This window comes from Corallococcus terminator, assembly GCF_049194865.1.
GTDB lineage: Bacteria > Myxococcota > Myxococcia > Myxococcales > Myxococcaceae > Myxococcus > Myxococcus terminator_A.
Map to the genome: position 1 here is coordinate 76,836 of NZ_JBLZWL010000030.1, position 20,176 is coordinate 97,011.

At 68.8% G+C, this 20,176-nt stretch carries 17 protein-coding genes and 1 pseudogene; 11 read left to right on the top strand and 7 right to left on the bottom strand.

Annotated features, from left to right (window positions below; translation table 11 throughout):
* The first annotated feature begins 197 nt into the window (after positions 1-197).
* From ACN469_RS12410 to ACN469_RS12420, 3 genes are all read left to right on the top strand, one after another.
* Positions 198-992, top strand: coding sequence for an outer membrane beta-barrel protein (locus tag ACN469_RS12410; RefSeq protein WP_498767421.1), 795 nt, complete (start codon positions 198-200; stop codon positions 990-992).
* 281 nt (positions 993-1,273) lie between these two features.
* Complete coding sequence (locus ACN469_RS12415) at positions 1,274-3,457, top strand: methyl-accepting chemotaxis protein (RefSeq protein ID WP_498767453.1); 2,184 nt, start codon at positions 1,274-1,276, stop codon at positions 3,455-3,457.
* A gap of 29 nt (positions 3,458-3,486) precedes the next feature.
* Positions 3,487-3,873 (top strand): hypothetical protein, encoded by a 387-nt coding sequence (locus tag ACN469_RS12420; RefSeq protein ID WP_498767423.1) that lies wholly within the window; start codon positions 3,487-3,489, stop codon positions 3,871-3,873.
* Positions 3,874-3,897: 24 nt separating this feature from the next.
* Here the strand turns inward: ACN469_RS12420 and ACN469_RS12425 are convergent, their stop codons facing one another.
* Positions 3,898-4,725, bottom strand: a complete 828-nt coding sequence (locus ACN469_RS12425; RefSeq protein ID WP_498767425.1) for an SDR family NAD(P)-dependent oxidoreductase — start codon at positions 4,723-4,725, stop codon at positions 3,898-3,900.
* A gap of 306 nt (positions 4,726-5,031) precedes the next feature.
* On the opposite strand from ACN469_RS12425, the gene ACN469_RS12430 reads away from it, so the two are divergent.
* The 5 genes from ACN469_RS12430 (at position 5,032) to ACN469_RS12450 (ending at position 9,462) form a co-directional block, all read left to right on the top strand.
* The gene (locus ACN469_RS12430; protein ID WP_498767426.1) at positions 5,032-5,940 is read left to right on the top strand and encodes a hypothetical protein; all 909 of its coding nucleotides are present in this window, start codon (positions 5,032-5,034) and stop codon (positions 5,938-5,940) included.
* Between the two features lie 77 nt (positions 5,941-6,017).
* A complete protein-coding gene (locus ACN469_RS12435; protein ID WP_498767428.1) occupies positions 6,018-6,809 on the top strand; it encodes an enoyl-CoA hydratase/isomerase family protein in 792 nt (263 codons plus the stop codon).
* Positions 6,810-6,850: 41 nt separating this feature from the next.
* Positions 6,851-7,489, top strand: coding sequence for an immunity protein Imm33 domain-containing protein (locus ACN469_RS12440; RefSeq protein WP_498767430.1), 639 nt, complete (start codon positions 6,851-6,853; stop codon positions 7,487-7,489).
* 74 nt (positions 7,490-7,563) lie between these two features.
* Entirely contained in the window at positions 7,564-8,295 is a 732-nt protein-coding gene (locus tag ACN469_RS12445; RefSeq protein WP_498767432.1) for a DUF7873 family protein, read from the top strand.
* 513 nt (positions 8,296-8,808) lie between these two features.
* Positions 8,809-9,462 carry a tetratricopeptide repeat protein gene (locus ACN469_RS12450; RefSeq protein WP_498767434.1) on the top strand — a complete coding sequence of 218 codons (654 nt, stop codon included), beginning with the start codon at positions 8,809-8,811 and terminating at the stop codon, positions 9,460-9,462.
* 3 nt (positions 9,463-9,465) lie between these two features.
* On the opposite strand, the gene ACN469_RS12455 is transcribed toward ACN469_RS12450, so the two are convergent.
* Positions 9,466-9,834: a hypothetical protein gene (locus ACN469_RS12455; RefSeq protein WP_498767436.1), complete on the bottom strand. Its 369-nt coding sequence runs from the start codon at positions 9,832-9,834 to the stop codon at positions 9,466-9,468.
* A gap of 184 nt (positions 9,835-10,018) precedes the next feature.
* Between ACN469_RS12455 and ACN469_RS12460 the strand changes: the two genes are divergently transcribed.
* Together ACN469_RS12460 and ACN469_RS12465 are read left to right on the top strand one after the other, a co-directional pair.
* Entirely contained in the window at positions 10,019-13,429 is a 3,411-nt protein-coding gene (locus ACN469_RS12460; RefSeq protein ID WP_498767438.1) for an Ig-like domain-containing protein, read from the top strand.
* A 243-nt stretch (positions 13,430-13,672) separates the two neighbouring features.
* Positions 13,673-14,998, top strand: coding sequence for an IS701 family transposase (locus ACN469_RS12465; protein WP_498763318.1), 1,326 nt, complete (start codon positions 13,673-13,675; stop codon positions 14,996-14,998).
* A 43-nt stretch (positions 14,999-15,041) separates the two neighbouring features.
* Here the strand turns inward: ACN469_RS12465 and ACN469_RS12470 are convergent, their stop codons facing one another.
* Together ACN469_RS12470 and ACN469_RS12475 are read right to left on the bottom strand one after the other, a co-directional pair.
* Positions 15,042-15,641: a hypothetical protein gene (locus ACN469_RS12470; RefSeq protein WP_498767440.1), complete on the bottom strand. Its 600-nt coding sequence runs from the start codon at positions 15,639-15,641 to the stop codon at positions 15,042-15,044.
* 108 nt (positions 15,642-15,749) lie between these two features.
* The gene (locus tag ACN469_RS12475; protein WP_498767441.1) at positions 15,750-16,826 is read right to left on the bottom strand and encodes an MBL fold metallo-hydrolase; all 1,077 of its coding nucleotides are present in this window, start codon (positions 16,824-16,826) and stop codon (positions 15,750-15,752) included.
* Between the two features lie 140 nt (positions 16,827-16,966).
* Here ACN469_RS12475 and ACN469_RS12480 point away from each other — a divergent pair, with 140 nt between their 5' ends.
* A complete protein-coding gene (locus ACN469_RS12480) occupies positions 16,967-17,434 on the top strand; it encodes a carbonic anhydrase (RefSeq protein WP_498767443.1) in 468 nt (155 codons plus the stop codon).
* A 19-nt stretch (positions 17,435-17,453) separates the two neighbouring features.
* Here ACN469_RS12480 and ACN469_RS12485 read toward each other — a convergent pair whose 3' ends face one another.
* From ACN469_RS12485 to ACN469_RS12495, 3 genes and pseudogenes are all read right to left on the bottom strand, one after another.
* Complete coding sequence (locus tag ACN469_RS12485; protein WP_498767445.1) at positions 17,454-18,929, bottom strand: amino acid permease; 1,476 nt, start codon at positions 18,927-18,929, stop codon at positions 17,454-17,456.
* Between the two features lie 90 nt (positions 18,930-19,019).
* Positions 19,020-19,679 carry a hypothetical protein gene (locus tag ACN469_RS12490; RefSeq protein ID WP_498767447.1) on the bottom strand — a complete coding sequence of 220 codons (660 nt, stop codon included), beginning with the start codon at positions 19,677-19,679 and terminating at the stop codon, positions 19,020-19,022.
* 121 nt (positions 19,680-19,800) lie between these two features.
* Positions 19,801-20,176: pseudogene (locus ACN469_RS12495) on the bottom strand (right-handed parallel beta-helix repeat-containing protein); the annotation flags it as partial.

Sequence of the window (20,176 nt, forward strand, 5' to 3'; positions counted from 1 at the left end):
GTTGGAGGCGACAGACCTGGGACGTCGCCTCATGACCTCGCGTGGACACCTGACCCCTTCCGGGGTGATGGGCGGCCAACACCCCGGGGGAGGTTGTGTCCTCCCCCGACGCTCGGCCCCGCGGTCCGCTTCACGGAGGCCCCCCTCATTGATCACTTCACGTCCCACCCCACGAATCGCATTGGAGGGCAGCTCGTATGGCCATGAGGCACTGCTGGACGCTATCTGTCATCGCCACCCTGGGTATCTCCGGGACGGCGCTGGCGCAGGAGTCGGAAACGCGCGAGCCGGGCGCGGTGGAGATGGATGTCCGCGCGGCGCACGGGATGTCCGGCTTCCAGCTCGCGTTGGGCGTCAATCTGGGCCTGGGCCTGGGGCACGTCTACAAGGACGGCACGTCGCGCACGGGGACACAGGAGGACTTGAAGATCACCGACGCCGCCAAGGCGTCCATCCCGTTCCTGTTGGAGGTGGGCTATCGCTTCAACCCCCGCTTCTACGCGGGGGTCTGGGGGAGCTGGGAGAAGATCTTCCCCAAGACGAACGACATCTCGTGTCCGGAGGGCTTCGACTGCGACAACTCGCAGTGGCGCTTCGGCCCCGAGGGGCGCCTCCACTTCAACCCTGCGTCGGGCTTCGACCCGTGGGTGGGGCTGGCTCTGGGCCTGGAGTTCCTCAAGAGCCACGTGAAGGGCGACACGCAAGTCCCGCTGCCGGGCGGAGGCAGCGTGCCCGCGCGCATCGACACCCGGGTGACGGACCGGGGCCCCACCTTCCTGCGCCTCAGCGCGGGAGGCGACGTGCGCGTCTCGCGCTTCCTGGCCTTCGGCCCCATCATCACCGCGTCGGTGGGCAGCTACACCGTGCGCACAGGTGACCAGACCGTGAACGTCACCGGCCTGCCCGCTCAGACCTCCGCCGTCACCGCGGTGGACGACGGCTTCCACGCGCTCTTCACCTTGGGCGTGCGCGGCGTCTTCCGCTCGTTCTGAAGCGCGCGCTTTTCCAGGCGGAACATCGGGCGAGCCGTCCGCGACGGCGCGCCCGACCTTGCGAAAGACTCCCCGTCAAGGCCTCTCCACGCGCCCAGTCCTGACACGATGTCGCGAAACACGTGCATCTGGGTCACAAACGCCCCTCCCGAATGGTGGCGTGGCGCGTCGAGAAAGTTTCACTCCCACTCCCCTACAGCCCCTTCCGAACCCTTTCCTACATGTCAGGGGATGCAGACCTATTTACAGCCATGCGCTGGCAGTCGAGCATTGGCTACCTCATGGCTGCCCACCGCCCTTCCCCGACACCCTTCGACAGCCTTGCCTCACGCGACACCCTCGTGAGGCTTCACGCATCGTCGCGCAGAAGCTCGCGGCTGGTGCTGCTGGGCTGCGCGCTGCTCATCGCGCTCTTCCATGCCCCCACGGCCCGCGCGGAGGAGGAACCAAGCTCCATCGCCCCGTTGCTGGAAGGCTGGCGTTACCGCTGGGGTGACTCGCCCCAGGGCGCGGATGGAATTCCCTTGTGGGCACAGACCGCGAACATCGCGGACGAGTGGCGCACGATGGAAGCGCTCAAGCCGCCGCCGGGACGCGGCAACAACGTCTTCCTGTGGATCAGCATCCCGCTGCCGCAGGGTCCGTGGGCGGAGCCCGCGGTCATGCTGGGTGAAGTCACCAATGCCGTGGAGGCCTACGCCAACGGCCAGCGCATCTATGTGAGCGGACGGCTGAACACGTCCGGCGCGGAGCTGTCCGACAACATGGCCTGGCATGTGGTGCCGGTGCCGCGCGCCGCGCTCGGTGGAAATCTGCTGCTGCGCGTCCAGTCGAGCAACCCGAACATCGGCGTGGCGCAAGCCGCGTTGATCGGCTCCCGGCATCAACTGCTCGCCAAGGTGACGCGCGAGGGTCAGGCGCCGTTCGTCATGGGCATGCTGCTCCTGGCGGTGGCCGTGGGCTCCGGTGGAGCGTTCCTGTTGCACTGGCGTCGGCGGATGCTCGCGGGCCTGGCGGTGTTCTCCTTCAGCGGCGGCTTCGTGCTGCTGTCCCTGAGCGGCATGCCCAACGCGCTCTGGGACGCGCCCATCACCGCCACGCGCTTCACGGTGCTCGGCATCTTCCTGCTCGTGTCGGGCCTCATCGAGTTCGTGTCGGACGCGCTCCTCAACAACCAGCGGCGCTGGTTCCGCATCGGAGCGATGGGCTACACGGCGCTCTGCGTGGTGGCGGCCCTGTCCGCCCTCCTGGACCTGGGCACCGCGCAGCGCATCCTGATCCCCTTCCTGCCCTTCTCGTTCACCGTCCTCCTCATCTGTTTCAGCGTGGCGGCGCTGGAGGCGTGGCGCGGCAACCCCGACGCCCGCATCTTCGTGGCGGGCCTTGCGGGGCTCGTCCTCTTCCTCGCGCTCACGGTGCTGCCGGTCATCGGCGTGCTGCCCTTCTCGTTGGGGAACGTGTCCCACTGGGGCTACCTGGCGCTCACCCTGTCGCTCCTGGGCATCGTCGCGCGGCGCTCCATGGAGGTGGTGCGCTCGCTGGAGGCCCACACCCGTCAGTTGGAGGAGCGGCAGCTGGAGGTGCGCAACCTGGCCGAGCGCATGGGCACCGGCGCCGGCGAGCTGGCCACGGTGGTGCAGCAGCTGCGCTCCACCAGCGACCAGCAGACCGAGGGCGTCAGCCGTCAGGCCGCGGCGCTGCAGGAGGCCGAGCAGACGGTGAAGGAGATCCGCCGCTCGTCGCAGATGACGGCGGAGAAGGCCAGCTCGCTGGCCGCGTCGGCGGAAGGCGCCGAGCAGGTGGGCCGCGAGGGCAGCGCCGCGCTGGAGCGGACGCTGGCGGACCTGGCGGCGATTCGCTCCGAGGTGTCGGAGATGGCCCGTCGCATCCTCGCGCTCGACGAGCGCACGCGCGAGGTGTCCGGCATCGTCGACTCGGTGAAGGACCTGGCGGACCAGTCCAACATGCTGGCCATCAACGCGGCGATTGAAGCGGCGCGCAGCGGAGAGAGCGGCCGGGGCTTCGGCGTGGTGGCGCGCGAGATGCGCGGACTGGCGGACCAGTCCATCCGCGCCACGCACCGCATCCGCGAGGTGCTCAACGGCGTCAGCGCGAGCATGCGAGAGGCGGCCCAGTTCAGCGAGAAGGGCGACGAGCGCGTCCGGCAGAGCCTGGATGCCGTGCGCACCTCCAGCGCCCAGTTCCAGGAGCTGGCCATCCTCATCGGTGACTCCAGCGCGAGCATGCGGCAGATCACCGCCGCCGTCAGCGCGCAGGACTCGGGCACCCAGCAGATGGCCATGGCCATCCAGGAGCTGTCCGGACAGATGCAGCGCACCCTGAAGACGGTTCAGGAGACACAAGAGGCCACCCGCTCCGTGCAGGGATTGGCGGAGAGCATGTCCGGCCTCGCCACCCAGTCCCTCCGGGCGGAAGGCTCCACACAAGTCTCACTGCCCAGGTAGTCCTTCCCTTCCTCGGAAGATGAGGTCCCATGCGTACCCCGTCCGCCCTCCCCGCCCTGCTCCTCGTGCTCACCGCCGTGGCCTCAGCGTGTGGAGGAGCGCACGGGGCGGCGGCGGACCCCAACCGGCCTCCACCCCCCAAGACAACGGTGGTGGTGGAGAGCCGGAAGCTGGTGGACGTCAACCTCTACGCGCTGACGGGGACACGGCGGATGCGGCTGGGCACGGTGCCGGGGATGACGTCGCGCAACTTCGTGTTGCCCCCGGACATGGTGGGCAACACGGACCGCATCCGCTTCGGCATCGAAATCATCGGCACCCTGGGCCACAAGAGCCTGGGCAGCGATAGAACCTTCGAGAGCGAGCAGGAGATGTCGGTCCGTCCCGGCGACGAGCTCTCGCTCACCATCTACTGACCACCCCGGCGTGCTCCGCCGGAGTCAGTCCAAGGATTCAGAGCGACCTGTCAGCAGCCCTGGATGAGCGCCCAGCCCCAGGGAGGCATCCAGGACCGCGCCGTGAAGGACACGGGCCTGGGGTTCACAGAGCCAGCGCACCAGCTCCGCGATCTCCGACGCCTCAATCAACCGCTGTTTCGGCAGTCGCGCGATGAGCGCGCGTCGGGACTGGGCGCTCAGGGGCTCCAGGGTGCTCGCCCGGAACATCGGCGTGTCGGTGGCCCCCGGCGCCACGCACACCACCGTCACGGGCTCATGAGCCAGCTCCGCCGCCAGTTGCCGGGTCAGGAAGGCGATGGCCGCCTTGCTCATTCCATCCGCGGCACGAAACCCCGGGAAGGCCGCGAAGGCGCCATCCACGCTGGACAGCATCACCACCGTGCCGCCGCCCCGCTCCAGCATCTTCGGCACCAACATGCGGGTCAGCCAGAGCGGTCCCAGGCAGTTGACCCGGAAGAACAGCTCGTCCTCGAGCCACGCCGACCCACCGCCCTCGGCCTTGACGGTCTGCGTCCCCAGCGCCGCGTTGTTGATGAGGATATCGACCGGGCCGGGCAGGCCGCGAACCAGCTCCTGCACCTGGGCCGCGTTCGACTGGTCCAGCGGCAGGGCCAGATGCCCTCGCTCCGCTCCTCCACTGATCTCCTCCAGCAGCGCCAGCGCGCGCTCCCGGCCTCGATGGTAGGTCAGCCAGACCCGGTCCCCCTGGGCAGCCATGGCCCGCACCACCTCCGCGCCGATACCGCTGGACCCGCCGGTAATCAGCACCGTTCGACGTGCCCGCCCCGCACCCAATGACAACTCGACCATGACAGCTTCCCCTCCGGTTGAATTCATCTCGTGAAAAAGCTCAAGGGAACCTGAGCCGGCGCCCCTGCCAGCTGGGCGCCGTAATGACAAACCTGCTCATCACATCGCGATAGACCCCATCGTCCAGCCTGATGCCGCCCACCGCTCCGTGACGATAGCGGCTTCTTGAATTTCGATTAATCGGAAACTCCGGACAGCCACGCGCCGACAACGTGTGGACCCCTGAGGTCGAATCGCGGCGAGACACAGGCACGCCGCGCTCGGCCCCAGGACTGCTCGCGGGGACAACCCGCCTGGAGAAGAAAGATGCACACGAAACGGATGACGTGGCTCCTCGCCCTGCTGTTCGTCGGGCTCTCGGCATGTGGTGGTGAGGGCGAGGTGGTGGCGGACGCGCCCGAGGTGCTCGACACGAGCACGGCCGAGCTGAACACCGCCATCTACAACCGGGCGCGCGCCTATGCGTCTGCCCATCCCACGCGAGACGGCGGCACGTGGGACCAGTGGTGCGGCTCGCTGATGTGGCGCTTCGGAGGGTTCCCCGAGTCCTCCGCCCGGCCGTCGGCCATCGAGGCCTATCACGCGTCGACGCGGCAGCCGTATGCGGCCTCCCAGGCTCCCGCGGGCGCCTTCCACTGGTGGGACATCGGCTCGTTCGGCCACGTGGGCCTGGACCTCAACGGCGGAGGCACCACCGTCTTCATGGCCACGCGGAAGCTGTCGCAGAGCTGGGGCAACGCCATCGGCATCAACAGCGTGTCCGGGTACTCGTCGGCTTCGGGCGCGCGGTATCTCGGCTGGTCGCTGGACTACGCGGGCAGCGTCATCCCGGACCACGGGCCCCTGCCCGGTGGGGGTGGCGGAGGCATTCCCCGGACGTCCACCGAGGACGACGGAGTGCCCGGCCCCATCTACTACAAGCGCATCCAGACGGTGGGCCAGCGGGACTTCGGCTACACGGGTCCCATCGACGGAGTCACCGGGCCCGTCACGGAGAAGCTTCGCGTGAGAATCACGGCGCGCGAGCTCAACCGCCGAGGCGGCCCGCGCACCTCCGCGCAGGACGACGGAGTCCCGGGCACCATCTACTGGCAGCGCGTCCAGACGGTGGGGCGGGACTTCGGCTACACGGGCCCCATCGACGGGATTCCCGGTGCGAATACGTACAAGGCCGAGCACCGCATCTGCGGCTACGCCGTGAACCGGGCGTTCTAGCCGACGCGTCCCCTGCCCTCGCGCTCACCGTGCCCTTTGGCGCCGAGCGCGAGGGCGGATGCGGCTACAGTCCGCGCATGACTGTCCAAGCCACGGGCGTGCTGCTCGACATCGAAAGTGGAGTCGCCACGCTCACGCTGAACGACGCCGCGCGCCGCAACGCGATGACTCCCGACCTGGGGGATGCGCTTCGTGCGCGGGTGGAGGAGCTGCGTCGGAGGGAGGACGTGCGCGCCGTCGTCCTCGCCGGAGCGGGCGGCACCTTCTCCGCGGGCGGCGACCTCCAGATGCTGGAGCGCCTGCGCCAGGTCTCCTTCGAGGAGGCCCGCGTGTTCATGCTCGACTTCTACTCGCGCTATCTCAGCATCCTCGACCTGCCCGTGCCCACGGTGGCGGCGGTGGAGGGCGCGGCCATTGGCGCGGGGCTGTGCGTCGCGCTCGCGTGCGACGTGTGCATCGTCTCCGAGGACGCGAAGCTCGCCCTCAACTTCGTGCAGCTCGGCCTGCATCCCGGCATGGGCGCGACGTATCTCGTGCCGTTGCGAGCCGGCCCCCAGCGCGCCGCGGAGCTGCTGCTCACGGGGCGGCGCTTCGACGGCCGAGAGGCGGTGCGTTTGGGGCTCGCGCTGGAGTCCACCGCCGCGACGGAGACCCGGACCCGCGCCAGCGCGCTCGCGACGTCCATCGCGGCGAACGCTCCGCTGGCGACGCGGGGACTCAAGCAGCGACTCGGCCTGGACCGCGCGGGACTCCAGCGCGCGTTGGAGGAAGAGGCGCGGCTCCAGGCGGAGAGCTACGGCAGCGCGGACCTGGGCGAGGGACTCGCGGCGGCGGTGGCACGCAGACCCCCAGTGTTCCAGGGACGGTAATCCGCCCACCGCCATGCTTCCTCGACGCGTAGGTTCGCGACATGCTGCCCTTCGGCCCTCGCGGTGGACGTGAGGCAGCGGCGGGAGGGATGGAGATGGGACAGCTTCGACTGGAGCGACACCTGCACGGGGTGCACGTGGTGCTCATGTGCGCGGACGACGCGGAGGAACAAGCCGAGTGGGTGCTGAGCGTGCTCACCCGCCTTCCTCCCGGCGGGCTCATCCCCGGCCGCACGCTGCGCTTCGGCTGGTCCAACCTGCGCCTGGACCCGCGCGGAGACTCGCTGGTGGTGACGGAGCCCGACTTCGACGGCAACCCGCTGACCGACTGGCGCGACGACATCACCGTGACGCTGCGCATCCAGGGGCGGATGCTCGAGACGACGCAGACGGTAGGCACCGAGCCCTTGTTTCCTCGCTATGGGGACAAGGTCGCGGCCGTGCCCGGGTGGGACAGGAGCCACCGCGTCGCCATGGCGCGTGCCCGGGCCCCCGAGGGTACCGACTCCGGCTGGCTCATCGTCCCCCCTGGCCCTCCGGGCGATGAGACCTTCGAGACCTTCCCCGTGTACTCCCTGCTGCGTCGTCGTCCCGCGTTGCTGGCCGCGCTCGCGCTGCCAGGGGGCTGGGTGGCGGAGTTCGAGGACGACACGCTCGTGGGTTACGGCAAGCCCGACTGAGATTCGGGCCGGCGTCAGGTACGCTCGGGGCGCGCCGTCCTGGCCCCCAACTCAAATTCGAAGACACGAACATCATGACCAAGCTCAATCAGATCATCGCCGTCGAGAAGGGCGTCAAGAACCGCTCCCAGCAGGAGCTGACGCAGGCCCACCACGACCTCCAGAAGCCGCAGCTGCTCAACGGCATCTCCCGCACCTATCAGCCCCGTGACGAAGAGGGTGAGCGCTTCCCCCCCGAGTCCACGCGCGTGCAGGTGCGCACCGACGACGTGCTGAAGAAGACGAAGGAAATCCTCACCCGGCTCTTCGACGTCACCGCCACCAAGGACCTCACCAACTGCCACGCCAAGGCGGACGTGCGTGTCGACGGCAAGGTGCTGCTCAAGGGCGCGCCCGCCACGTACCTGCTCTTCCTGGAGAAGCAGCTCGTCGACCTGCAGACCTTCGTGAAGAAGCTGCCCACGCTGGACCCGTCGGAGTCCTGGGTTCCGGACCCGGCGCAGGGCCTGTGGGCCACGGAGCCCGTGCAGACCGCGAAGACGAAGAAGGTCCCCCGCAACCACGTGAAGGCCGAGGCCACCGAGAAGCACCCCGCCCAGGTGGAGGTCTATTACGAGGACATCGTCGTCGGTTACTGGAAGACGGTGAAGTACTCGGGCGCCCTCCCCGCCGTCCGGGTCAATGAGCTGGTGGAGCGCGTGGAGAAGCTCCAGCAGGCGGTCAAGTTCGCGCGCGAGGAAGCCAACGCCGTGGAGGTGGAAGAGATGAAGTCGGGTGAAGTTCTCCTCGGCTATCTCTTCGGCTAGACTCAGCGCGCAGTCCTTTCGGAGTACAAACTCAAACTCAGCAGCAAGTTGACGCCGAGCGTGCCCCGGTCGCCTTCAGTGCAGGTTCAAAGCCTGCCCCCGCCACTCCTACGGCGGGGTAGCCCAACGGGTAGAGGCAAGCGACATCAAGGGCCCGCGAAGCACCCCACGCTCAGACTCTCACTCCAGACTCAGCATTCGCTGTCGCAGGTCCGATCTACCGTCTTCGCCCTTCTCCCCGAGATGCTGGTGCAATTCCAGCCCGCCGCTCCACTCGCTTGCGCGGCGGTCGTTCAATCGCAGGACACGGGGCATCACACTGAGGCGAAGTCTTAAACGTGCGGGCCTCATCAATGGCAGCACCCCGAGCCCGGTCAGGAGGACACCCTGATCGGGCTCACCTATTTTCCACGTCAGAAACTTCCAGCGCGGCTGTTTCACGTGTCGGACACGTCCCACCGTGGCGGCTCACGTAGGGTTGCTCCCGGCGCGCGGGGCGACTTCAATGTGGAGATGCTGTTCGGAAGCAAGACGCCGCCGTCCCGTTCGGAGCTCGTCAGCGAAGCGGATCTGGCTCGCTCGAAGGGCCGGTTGAACAAGGCCATCTCCGGTTACAAGAAGGCGCTGGAGCTGGAGCCGAAGGACGCGGCGGTGCTGGGCAAGCTCGCGCCGCTGCTGGCCCGCGTGAAGCAGCCGGAGGCGGCGATGGAGAGCTTCCGTGCCGCGGCCCAGGTGCACCTGGACAAGGGCTTCGCGGACAAGGCGCTCGCTGTGTACGCGCAGGCGGCGGAGTTGTTCCCGCTGGAGCTGGACCTCTGGCGCCAGGTGTCGCAGCTCCACGTCGTGAAGGGACACCGCGCGGAAGCCGTGAAGACGCTGCTCCGGGGACGGCTCCACTTCCGGCGAGGCTCCGAGCGGCCCGGCGCCATCCTCCTGCTGCGCGAGACGCTGGCGTTGGATGCGACGCTGTTCGAGGTGAAGCTGGACCTGGCGCTGCTGCTCGCGCGGCAGAAGCAGCGGGACGCGGCGCTCGCGGTGCTGGAGCCCCTGGCCGCCGAGGCGAAGAGTCGTCGCCACGTGCGCAGGTTGCGGTGGACGCAGGCGCAGGTGACGCCGGGCGTGGGCACCTTCACGTCGTGGCTGCGCGCGGTGCTGCTGGGCCGCTGAGCGTCAGCCCTTGAAGGGGATGGTCGCCCCGCCCGACTGGAGGAAGAGGAACAGGGGCACGCCCACCAGTCCCAGCAGGCCCAGCAGCGACGCGAGTCCCATCGAGACCAGCATCAACCCGACTCCCATCTGGCCGTGCTGATGAGCCTTCACGCTCATGCGAAGGCAGTGGAAGCTGGCGGCGAGTTGGATGAGGGACATCGCCGCCAACGGCTGGAAGGTGACGGTGTCGGTGAAGCCGCCCCCCGTGTAGGGGGTGTTGATGACGTAGAGGAACCAGGCCCACGCCAGCACGAACATCCCCACCGCCACCGCGCAGGACAGGAGGGCCGGTCCCCGGTGGGACTCCGAGGTGAAGGTAGAGGCGGTCATGAAGCGCCAGCTTAGCGGACGTGCCGCACCTTGGGTGTAAATGCTCGTCCCGCGCTGAGGACGACTCGTCACCGGCGTCGGCGCTTCCGTCACATGCCGGACCTCGCCGTCGACACGTCCCGCTACGACACGGTCCTCCAGTGCCTCCGGCGTTCTCCGGCGGCCCGTTGCGAGGAGCGTGTCCATGCATCGCCCGATGTCCATCCGAAGCCTCTTCCTGGCGAGCGCCCTCACCCTGGCCTTCGTGCCCGGGTGTCAGGACGCCCCGCCGCCCGATGACTCCCCTTCCGAGCCGCTGGGTGCCGCCACCCAGGGCCTCACCTGCGGCGACAGCCTCATCCCCGCGATGACGGCCGGCGATGCCCCGAGCGGGCTCGCCATCGCCTCCAGCCAGCTCAGCGCCTCCAACCCCGGCTGGATGGCGCTCGATGGCAGCGACACCACCATGTGGTTCTCCGCGAGCGGACAGTCCACCGAGTGGCTGACCTACGAGTTCTTCAACGGTCCCAAGACGGTCACGCACTACGCCATCAAGTTCTCCAACGGCGCGCTCAACGCGCGAGCGCCGAGGGACTGGACGCTGCAGGGCTGGTCCGGCTCCGCGTGGAACACGATTGACTCGCGCACGCTCCAGACGAACTGGGGCGGCGCCGAGCAGCGCGAGTTCGCGGTCGCGACCCCGACGGCCTACAGCAAGTACCGCCTGGTGGTGACGGAGGACAACGCGACCGGCACGGGCGTGGACGTCCTCTCCATCGGCAAGCTGAGCTTCTACAACTGCGCCTGCGCCGCCAGCGTCAACCAGGTGCCGGACATGACGAGCGCGACCGCACCGTCCGGCATCGTCACGGCCTCTGGGGTCATCGACGCGGAGCCGGAATATGACGCCTGGAAGGCGTTCGACAGCGTGGCCACCGGGGCGTCCATGTGGATCTCCGCCATCCAGCAGACTCCGGCGTGGTTGGCCTATGAGTGGACGGACGGTCCTCGCATCATCAGCCGGTACGCCATCAAGTACGCCAACGGCGACATCACCACGCGCGCGCCGAAGAACTGGACCTTCCAGGGCTGGAACGGCAGCGCGTGGGTGACGGTCGACACGCGCATCGACGAGATGGGCTGGTTGGGTTCGGAGCGACGCGAGTACACGCTCAGCACCCCGAGGACCTTCAGCAAGTTCCGGCTGAACGTGACGGACGACAATGACCCGCGCACCGGCGTCGAGGTCGTGTCCCTGGCGCGGCTGGAGCTGCTCGGCTGCGTGCGCGACACGGTGGCACCCATCGTGCCGGTGTTCACGGGCTTCACGCCGGCGTCTCCCAGCACGCAGACCAGCACGACGCTCGCCGGAACCACGGAGGCGGGAGCCACCGTGCGCCTCTTCACCGGAAGCAGCTGCGCCGGCAGCCCCCTCGCGAGCGTGACGGCCAACGCCTCGGGCACCTTCACCCGGGCATTCACCATGACCGTCAACACCACGAGCATCTTCTCCGCGAAGGCCGAGGACTCGGTGGGCAACATTTCCGCGTGCTCCGCCGCCATCAGCTACGTGCACGACAACCTCGCTCCCACCACGCCGTTCCAGCTCGCCTTCTCCCCCAGTGGGGCGGGAACCCAGGTGACGCCCCTGCTCCAGGGCCGCACCGAGGCGGGCGCGCTCGTCCGCGTCTTCCAGAACTCCAGCTGCGGAGGGACTCCGCTGACCACCACCACGGCGAACGCCACCACCGGCAACTTCAGCCTCAACCTGTCCGTGGGGACCAACTCCGTGACGACGTTCACGTTCCGCGCCGTGGATGCCGCCGGAAACACCTCCGGCTGCTCGCCGACGGTGGCGTACACGCACGACAACCTCGCACCGCTGCCGCCTACCTTCACGCCGGGCCTGGTGCCCTTCCCGCAGGCGCCCTTCGTCAGCGCGGTGCGCGCGCTGGCCGAGCCGCGGACCCGCATCATCCTCTTCTCGAACGCGGGCTGCACCCTCCCCATGGGCACGGAGGTGGCGCTGGACAATACAGGGGGCGCGCTGGTGCCGTTGCTCGCCAATCAGGTGGGCGTCACCGTCTTCGCGCGGGTCCGGGATGCGGCGGGCAATCAGTCCTCCTGCACGTCCTTCACGGAGACGTGCGTCACCGGCTTCCTGGACTGCGATGGCAACCCGAGCAACGGGTGTGAGACCTCGATGATGGACGACGCGGCGAACTGCGGCGCGTGCGGCACCGTGTGCGGTGGCGCGGCCTCGGCGAGCGGCGTCTGCGGCGCGGGGACGTGCGGCCTCGGCTGCGCGGTGGGCACCTTCGACTGCGATGGCAATGCGGTCAACGGCTGCGAGTCCGCCACGGCCTGCGCTCCTGGCGTGTGTCAGGTGACGCCGAACCGGGAGCTGCTCATCACCGATCTGTCCGTGGTGGAGGACCCGGTGCGGACCACGGGCAACGGGGTCTGGACGTTCGGCACGCTCATGCGTCGAATGAACGGGGGACAGAACCCCTCCGAGCTGGTGCGCAACTGGCTGAAGACGTGGGAGCAGGACCAGTTCATCGAGGCCTCATTCGTCCCCGCGCGCACCCGCATCCGCCCCGACGTGCTCGGCCCCTGGGAGTCCCGCAGCGGAGGCCCCAACGCGCCGCTCGACTTCAACACGGCGCCGTTCCGGCTGCTCGCCATCGTCAACCGCATCGACCTGCGCAGCGAGGGCACGCACTCGGGTGAAGGGCGCTTCATCTTCGGCGTCACCACGCCCTCCGGCCAGCCGATGCCGTTCACCGTCATCCTGGAGTACATGCTGCCCGGCGATGGGCCGGAGGACATCCAGCGCTGGGCCCGTGACTGGCACGAGCTGGGCACGCTGAGCCTCGGGACGACGGCGTACAACACGAAGCTCCAGGCGCTCACGGACCGCTTCACGCAGTCGTTCGTGGCACCGGGGCACTTCATGGGCAGCGCCATCCATCAGGTGCGCACGAACGAGAACGTGCTGGACCCGCTGTGGGAGCTGCGTGAGTTCCACTTCGGGCCTACCGGACTGGCTCCCGCGCCCGTGGCGCTCACGCCGGAGTTGTTCCACGCCGGCACGCCCCTGGTGACGAACTACGTGCAGCAGAACCTGGTGCCCTTGATGAGCGGCACGCATGACGTGCCGGCCTTCTTCGAGGGACAGCCCTTCCTCGCGGGCTCCGCGCTCACGCCGTTCTTCTTCTTCTGGAACGCGCCAGGCGCGGACCCCGAGGCGCGGCACCGCTTCTCTCTCAACACGTGCAACGGCTGCCACGCGGGGGAGACGCAGACCACCTTCCTCCACGTCTTCCCGCGCTCGGCCGGGAGCGCCTCGGCCCCCTCTCCCTTCATGACCAGCCTGGCTCCCACTCCGGACCCCGTGTCCCCCTCCACGGTGCGTGTCTTCAACGACCTGGGCCGTCGAGACGACGACCTGGAGAACCTGGTGTGCGGAGCGCCGCAGAGCCTCCAGGCGATGACCGGCTCCGTGGGTGAGGCGCTGCTCGCGCCGCGCTCATTGAGCAGCGCGAAGAACCTGGACGGGGCCGTGCCGGGCTTCCCGCCCCGCTCGAACCTGCCTCCGGGCCGCGTCCACTGAGACGCGCCGGACACACGAAGTGACTGGGCCGGGCTCCACCCAAACGCGTGGAGTCCGGCCCGAGTCCTGTCCGAAGCAGCCCGCGCGCTGACTCAGACTCGACTTTCGCCCTTTTGGGCCGGGAGGCCCAAGCAGGGGGGCGAGGGGAGAAGGGGCTGAGGGTAGGAGAAGAGCGGCCATCGAGGCCAGCTGAGAGAGGTGTCCGGCAAGACACGCCTCCACCAGCACCTTCGAGGTCTCCCGATGGCCGCCTCCCATTTGTATGCACTGTTGCGAGTCTTGCAGCTGGTTCGGCCCGCCTTCACCGAGCCCTCGTTCCTGCGCTTCCTGGTGCTGTTCGCCGGCTGGGTGTGCAGTGGCGGCACGCACGCGGTCACCGAGGCGCTGGTGGCCGCGGGTGTCTCGGGCGTGCAGCACCACGCGGCCTTCCATCGCTTCTTCTCCCGGGCTCGCTGGAGTGCGGACGAAGTGGGCCGACTCCTGCTGCTGAAGCTTTCGGCCCTGGGGCCCCTGCGACTGGTGCTCGACGACACCCTGTGCAGCCACAAAGGGCCGAAGGTGTTCGGGCTGGGCAGCCACCTGGATGCGGTGCACTCCACCCGAGGTGTGCACGTCTTCTGCTTCGGCCACGTCTGGGTGACGCTGGCGGTGCTGGTGCAGGTGCCCTTCGCTTCGCGCCCCTGGGCGCTGCCCATCCTCTTTCGGCTCTACCGCACCCAGGCCGAGTGCCAGAAGAAAGGCATTGCGCACCGCAAGAAGACGCAGCTGGGCCGAGAGCTGGTGGAGCGTGTCCTCAGCTGGCTGCCCACGGCTCCCGTGGAGCTTGCCGCAGACGAGGCCTACTCGTGCAGCACCGTGCTCAAGCAGTTGCCGCAACGGCTCGTCTTCGTCGGCGCCATGCGCCCAGACGCAGTGCTGACTCGCCCGCGCACTCACCGGTGCCGCTCGCCGAAGACGGGCCGGTGGCTGACACGCGACGTGACGGTCCCCAAGCCCCAGGCCCTCGCCCGGGATGCCGCGCTCCCCTGGCAGCGGCTGACGGCCTTTCTCTACGGCCAGTCGCAGCAGGTGGACTGCAAGGAGGTGGTGGCCCGCTGGAAGAGTGCTGCCGGTGAGCGGATGCTCAAGGTCGTCGTCGTGCGGATGACGGGCGGCAGCCGCCCCCTGCGCGTCTTCTTCTGCACCGACGCCTCCCTCACGGCCCTCCAAGTAGTGGAACGGTATGCCTTCCGGTGGAGCATCGAAGTGCTTTTCCGAGACTTGAAACAGCTGCTTGGCTTCGCCGACTCGCGTGCCCGCCGCCGCCTGGCCGTGCTGCGCACCGCTCCCTTCGCGGGCTTGAGTTACACCCTGCTCGTCCTCTGGTACCTGGAGCTGGCCGCCAGCTGGCAGCAACTGAAGTTGCCTATGCGACCCTGGTACACCACCAAGGCCACTGTCAGCTTCGCGGATGTCCTGCGATTGGCTCAAGCTACCCTGGCCCGTGCCCGCTGGCACTCGCCGCGTCGACTTCGCGCCAACTTACGCGCCGCCTCCCGCGCCACGCTGCCCCAGGGGCGCGCCGCGTAGACCGCAGCGCTCGCCCCTTCGCCACAAAAGAGCGAAAGTCGAGTCAGAAGCTCCCGAGCATCCACGCACTGCCGACGAGAATGGAGACCGTGGACGCCACGCGGGGCACATGCGTGGCCAGCTGGGATGAGACCTGACGGATGCGGGAGAAGGCGGCGATGCCGGCGGTGAGCGCGGACATGGCCAGCGTGCTGCCGATGGAAAAACCGCCCAGGTAGAGCGCCTGCTCCGGCCCCGTGCCCGACACCGCGATGGGCAGCAGCAACAGCAGCGCGGACGCGCCCGTCAGCCCATGCACCAGGCCCACGGCGAGCACTCCTCGGGAGGCGTGGCTTTCGTCACCACCGCCCAGCTTGCTGCGCCGCAGCCCCCAGACGCCCATGCCCAGCAGCGCCAGGCCCGCGAGCCGCTCCGCCCAGCGGTCGACGGATTCCAGATGAACGGCGGACAGGAGCACCAGCAACACGCCCGCCGCGGCCAGGGTGCCGAGTCCATGACCCAGCCCCCACAGCAACCCCACCCGCCATGCGCCCCGTCGACGCCCCACCGACAGCGGGGCGAGGCTCAGCAGATGGTCCGGTCCCGCCAGTGCGTGCAGCGCACCTGAACCGACAGCCGCGAGGGCGATGAGGGGCAAGGTCATGGTCGCATCCACCTGCTGGGAGAGAGATGCCCATCCCCCTGCCCGCGTTCCAAGTCATCGACTCAACGGCCCCGAGCACCCCCGCCGCCCGGTCGATGGAACGCCTGCCTACCCGCCCAGCACGGGCCCCGGGGCCAGCACTCCCGCCGAGACTTCGCGCCACCAGGGCGTGGCCTGCTCCAGACGCAGGGGCTCGCTCGCGGCCCCCAGGCGGGGCGTGAAGAGTCGGACCTGCTGCTCGGAGGCCAGGCGGAGCAGCGTCTCCGCGGGCTCGTCCCACGCGTGCAGGGCCAGGTTGAAGGTGCCCCAGTGCACCGGCATCAGCCGACCGCCTCCCAGCATCTCGTGGGCCTTGAGGGCGTTCTCTGGCCCCAGGTGGATGGTGCCCCAGCTCGGATGGAAGGCGCCGACCTCCAACATCACCAGGTCGAACGGACCATGGCGCCGCGCCACTTCGCGCAGCTCCTCCGTCAGCCCGGTGTCGCCGCTGAAGAAGAGGCGATGCTTGTCACCCTCCAGCACCCAGGACGCCCACAGGGTCCGGTTCCGGTCCGCCAGTCCGCGCCCGGAGAAGTGCTGCGACGGAGTGGCGGTGAGCGCCACCGGCCCCACCGTGGTCCGCTCCCACCAGTCCAGCTCGGTGATGAGCTCCGGCGCCACACCATAGGCTTCCAGGTGCGCACCCACGCCCAGTGCGGTGACGAACGGAACGCGCCGCTTCGCCAAGGCCTGGATGGTGGGCCGACACAGGTGGTCATAGTGGTCGTGCGACACCAGCACCGCGTCCAGCTCCGGCAGCGCCGCCAGGGACACCGGCGCCTCGTGGAAGCGACGCGGCCCGGCGAAGGACATGGGCGAGGCGCGCTCGCCGAACACGGGGTCCGTCAGGATGCGCGCGCCGTCCACCTCCAGCAGCATCGTGCTGTGCCCCAGCCACGTCACCCGCAGTCCGGTGTCGGGCTTCCGCGCCCAGGACTCCAGCGGGTTCTCCATGGGCAGCGGTCCCGGCGGCGTGCGCTGCGCGCCCCCGAAGAAGTACTCGCCGAGCAACGGCAAGGGGTTGCCCTGGAGGCCAGGCCCCACGGGCGCGGTGTTGCGAAACCGGCCCTCCGCGAACTGGCGGGACGCCTTCACCCGCTCGAGTCGCAGCCCCGAGATGTGCCCACCACGACTGGAAGTAGACATGCTCCCCGTGTTTAACGCCTTGGCTCGAATCTGGCCACCCCACCAAGAGGCCAGGCCACCGGCCCCCTCCCTGGTGGGCGTACGCCCCTGAGCAGGCAACCGCTCGAACCCTGGGAGATGAAACCCGCTAGGGTGCGCCCATGATCGACGAGAAGCCGTTCGTCTCCCGCCACCGCTACGAGCACCAGCATCCGACGGTGCTCGCCATCTATTGCTCGGATGGACGCTTCACCGATGGCGTGGAGGACCTGGCCACCCACCTGGGCCACGAGCGCATCGACACCCTGACGATTCCGGGCGGCCCCGCGCTGCTCAACCGCTGGACAGCCGACTACCTGGAGAGCGACACCATCACCCGCGCGGCCCGCTTCCTCATCATCGGCCACCACATCGAAGAGGTCCTCCTGCTCGCGCACGCCAACTGCGGCTACTACCAGTCCCGCAACGGAACGATGGGCCCGGAGTACATCGCGGAGCAACAGGTGAACGACCTGCGCCACGCCGCCGAGCAACTCCAGAAGGAACACACCGGCATCCGCGTGTTCGCCTTCTACGCCCACCCCGAGGCCGAGCACATCCACTTCAAGCCCGTGGACCTCCACCCCTGAGACCGAGGAGCCCGTCGACTCAGCGCGGGTCCGTTCGCGCGGCGGCGTCCTCGCGTCCGACGCGAGAGTGCCTGCGCCCATAACCGAAGTAGATGAGGAGCCCCAGGGCGAGCCAGAGGATGAGCCGGAGCCACGTCTCCACGCCGAGCCCCAGCATCAGCGCCGTGCAGACGAGAATGCCTAGCACGGGCACCACCGGAACGAAGGGCGTCCGGAAGGGACGGGGCAGCTCCGGCTGCTTGTAGCGCAGCACCAGGATGCCGGCACAGACGACCACGAACGCGAACAGCGTCCCGATGGAGACGAGGTGCCCGAGCAACCCGATGGGGAACAGCCCCGCCACCACCATGGACACGCCTCCGGTGATGAGCGTGGACACATAGGGCGTCCGGTAGCGCGGGTGGATGCGGCCAAAGAACGGCGGCAGCAGCCCGTCGCGCGACATCGCGAAGAAGATGCGGGGCTGCCCCATCAGCATGACGAGGACGACGGAGGCGAGGCCCGCGATGGCGCCCACGCCGACGATGGGACGCAGCCACTGCAAGGAAGGGCCGCCCTCGGAGATGGCCACGTACACGGGCTCGGGCACGTCGAGCGTCTTGTACGGGGCGAGCCCCGTCATCACCGCCGCCATCAGCACGTAGAGCACCGTGCACACGATGAGCGAGCCGAGGATGCCCGTGGGCAGGTCCTTCGACGGGTTGCGCGTCTCCTGCGCCGCCGTGGAGACGGCGTCGAAGCCGATGTACGCGAAGAAGATGACCCCTGCCCCCGAGAGCACCCCGCTCCAGCCGAACTCCCCGAAGCGCCCCGTGTTGGGAGGGATGAAGGGCGTCCAGTGCTCACGCTCGACGTGGAAGGCGCCGAAGACGATGACCAGCAGGACGATGGCGACCTTCACGAAGACGATGATGTTGTTGACGCGCGCGGACTCACGGATGCCGACGACGAGCAGCACCGTAATCACGCCCACCAGCAGCACCGCCGGAAGGTTGATGAGCGCTCCAGTGGCGTGCGGTACGAGCGAGCCGGGCGTGGTGCCCAGCGGCGCATTCGCCAGGGCCGCGGGCAGCTCCCAGCCGGCATAGTCGCGAAGGAAGGCGGTCAGATAGCCGGACCACCCCACCGCCACGGCCGAGGACGCGAAGAGATACTCCAGCATCAAGTCCCAGCCGATGATCCACGCCACCAGCTCGCCCAGGGTGGCGTAGCCGTAGGTGTACGCGCTGCCGGCGACGGGAATCATCGAGGCGAACTCCGCGTAGCACAGCCCCGCGAAGAGACAGCCAATGCCGGCCAGCATGAACGACAGGACGATGGCGGGCCCCGCATGCTGCGCCGCCGCCGTCCCCGTCACGACGAAGATGCCCGCGCCAATGATGGCTCCAATTCCCAGCAAGGTGAGCTGGAGCCCATTGAGGGTGCGATGCAGCTCCTGCCCCTCGCCATCCTCGTTCTGGAGCCTCGTGAGGCTCTTCTTCGACCAGATTCCCACGGGCGCCAGTCAATGCCGGACCGCGACCAATCGAAAGCCTGGACGCCACGGATTGGCGACAAGTGTCACCCGGCGAGCGAATCGCCGGACTCAGCCTCGGCGGTGCTCACGGCGGTCCTCGCGCCGCTCGCGGTGGTCCTCGCGCAGCTCCTGCTTGCCGTCGCGAACCTCACGCTCCGCCAGCCGGATGAGCTCCTGGATGAGGTCCCGCTTGCGGTGCAGCGCGCCTCCAGCCCTGCGGCCCTCCAGCTCCGCGAGCTCCCGGGCGATGACCTGTCGCGAGCGCATTGAGGCGGCCTCCGCCTTCACATCGCGCCGGTCGTCCCGGGCATCCCGCCGGTCATCGCGGAGGTCCCGCTTGTCGCTGACATGCGCGGCCCGGCGACCCCAGGCCGCATCGTCGCGGACCTCCCACTGCTCCGCGCGCACCTCGCGCTGGCTGCGCTGAGCCTCGCGCTGCGAGGACGACAGCTCGTTGCGGCCCTCCATCATCTCCGCGCGAAGCAGCTGGTGGAGCCGATCTTCCACGGCATCCATCTCCCGCATGTCACGACGCGCCCAGGCCTTGTCGAAGCGGGCCAGGACGGACTTCAGCTCCTCCACGTCCTTCCGGTCGTCCCGGAGCTCGCGGCGGTCCTCGTGCGTCTCGTAGCGGTTCTGCGCGCGCTCCCACTGATTGTTGCGGGGCTGGGCCTGGGCGCTTCCCGCGAAGAGCAGTCCCGCGAGCACGGCGGATGAAAAGGCGTTCATGGTGGGGGGTCCTCGTGAGCGCGAAGCTCGCTTGCGTGTTCAGAGCTCCTGACGCCCCCAGGGCCTCTTTATTCGAGGCCCCAGGCCTCCTCGGATGGCGACAAGGTAGGACCCAGGCCGACTAATGATCTTCGACGGTGCAGTCTCCCGTCACGTTCGGGGCGGGCGAGTCATTCACATCGTTCCCGTCGAAGGCGTTGTTGCTCTCGACCAGTTCCACCTCGCCGTTGCCTCGGTTGCACACGACCACGCCTCCCGCGCCCGCATGGTTGCCCGTGAAGCGGTTGCCTCGAAGGGTGACGGCGCGGGTGCCAACGTCCTCCAGGTAGATGGCCGCCGCCGGGCCTCTCGTCACGAAGTTGCCCTCGAAGACGTTGTTGAAGATGCTGTCATTGTTCGGCTGGAAGTAGTGCAGCGCCCCGCCGCCACCCAGGTCATAGGTGTTCTGCGAGTTGGGCCAGGCAAGCAGGGGCCTCACCGTCAAGCCGCTCCACACG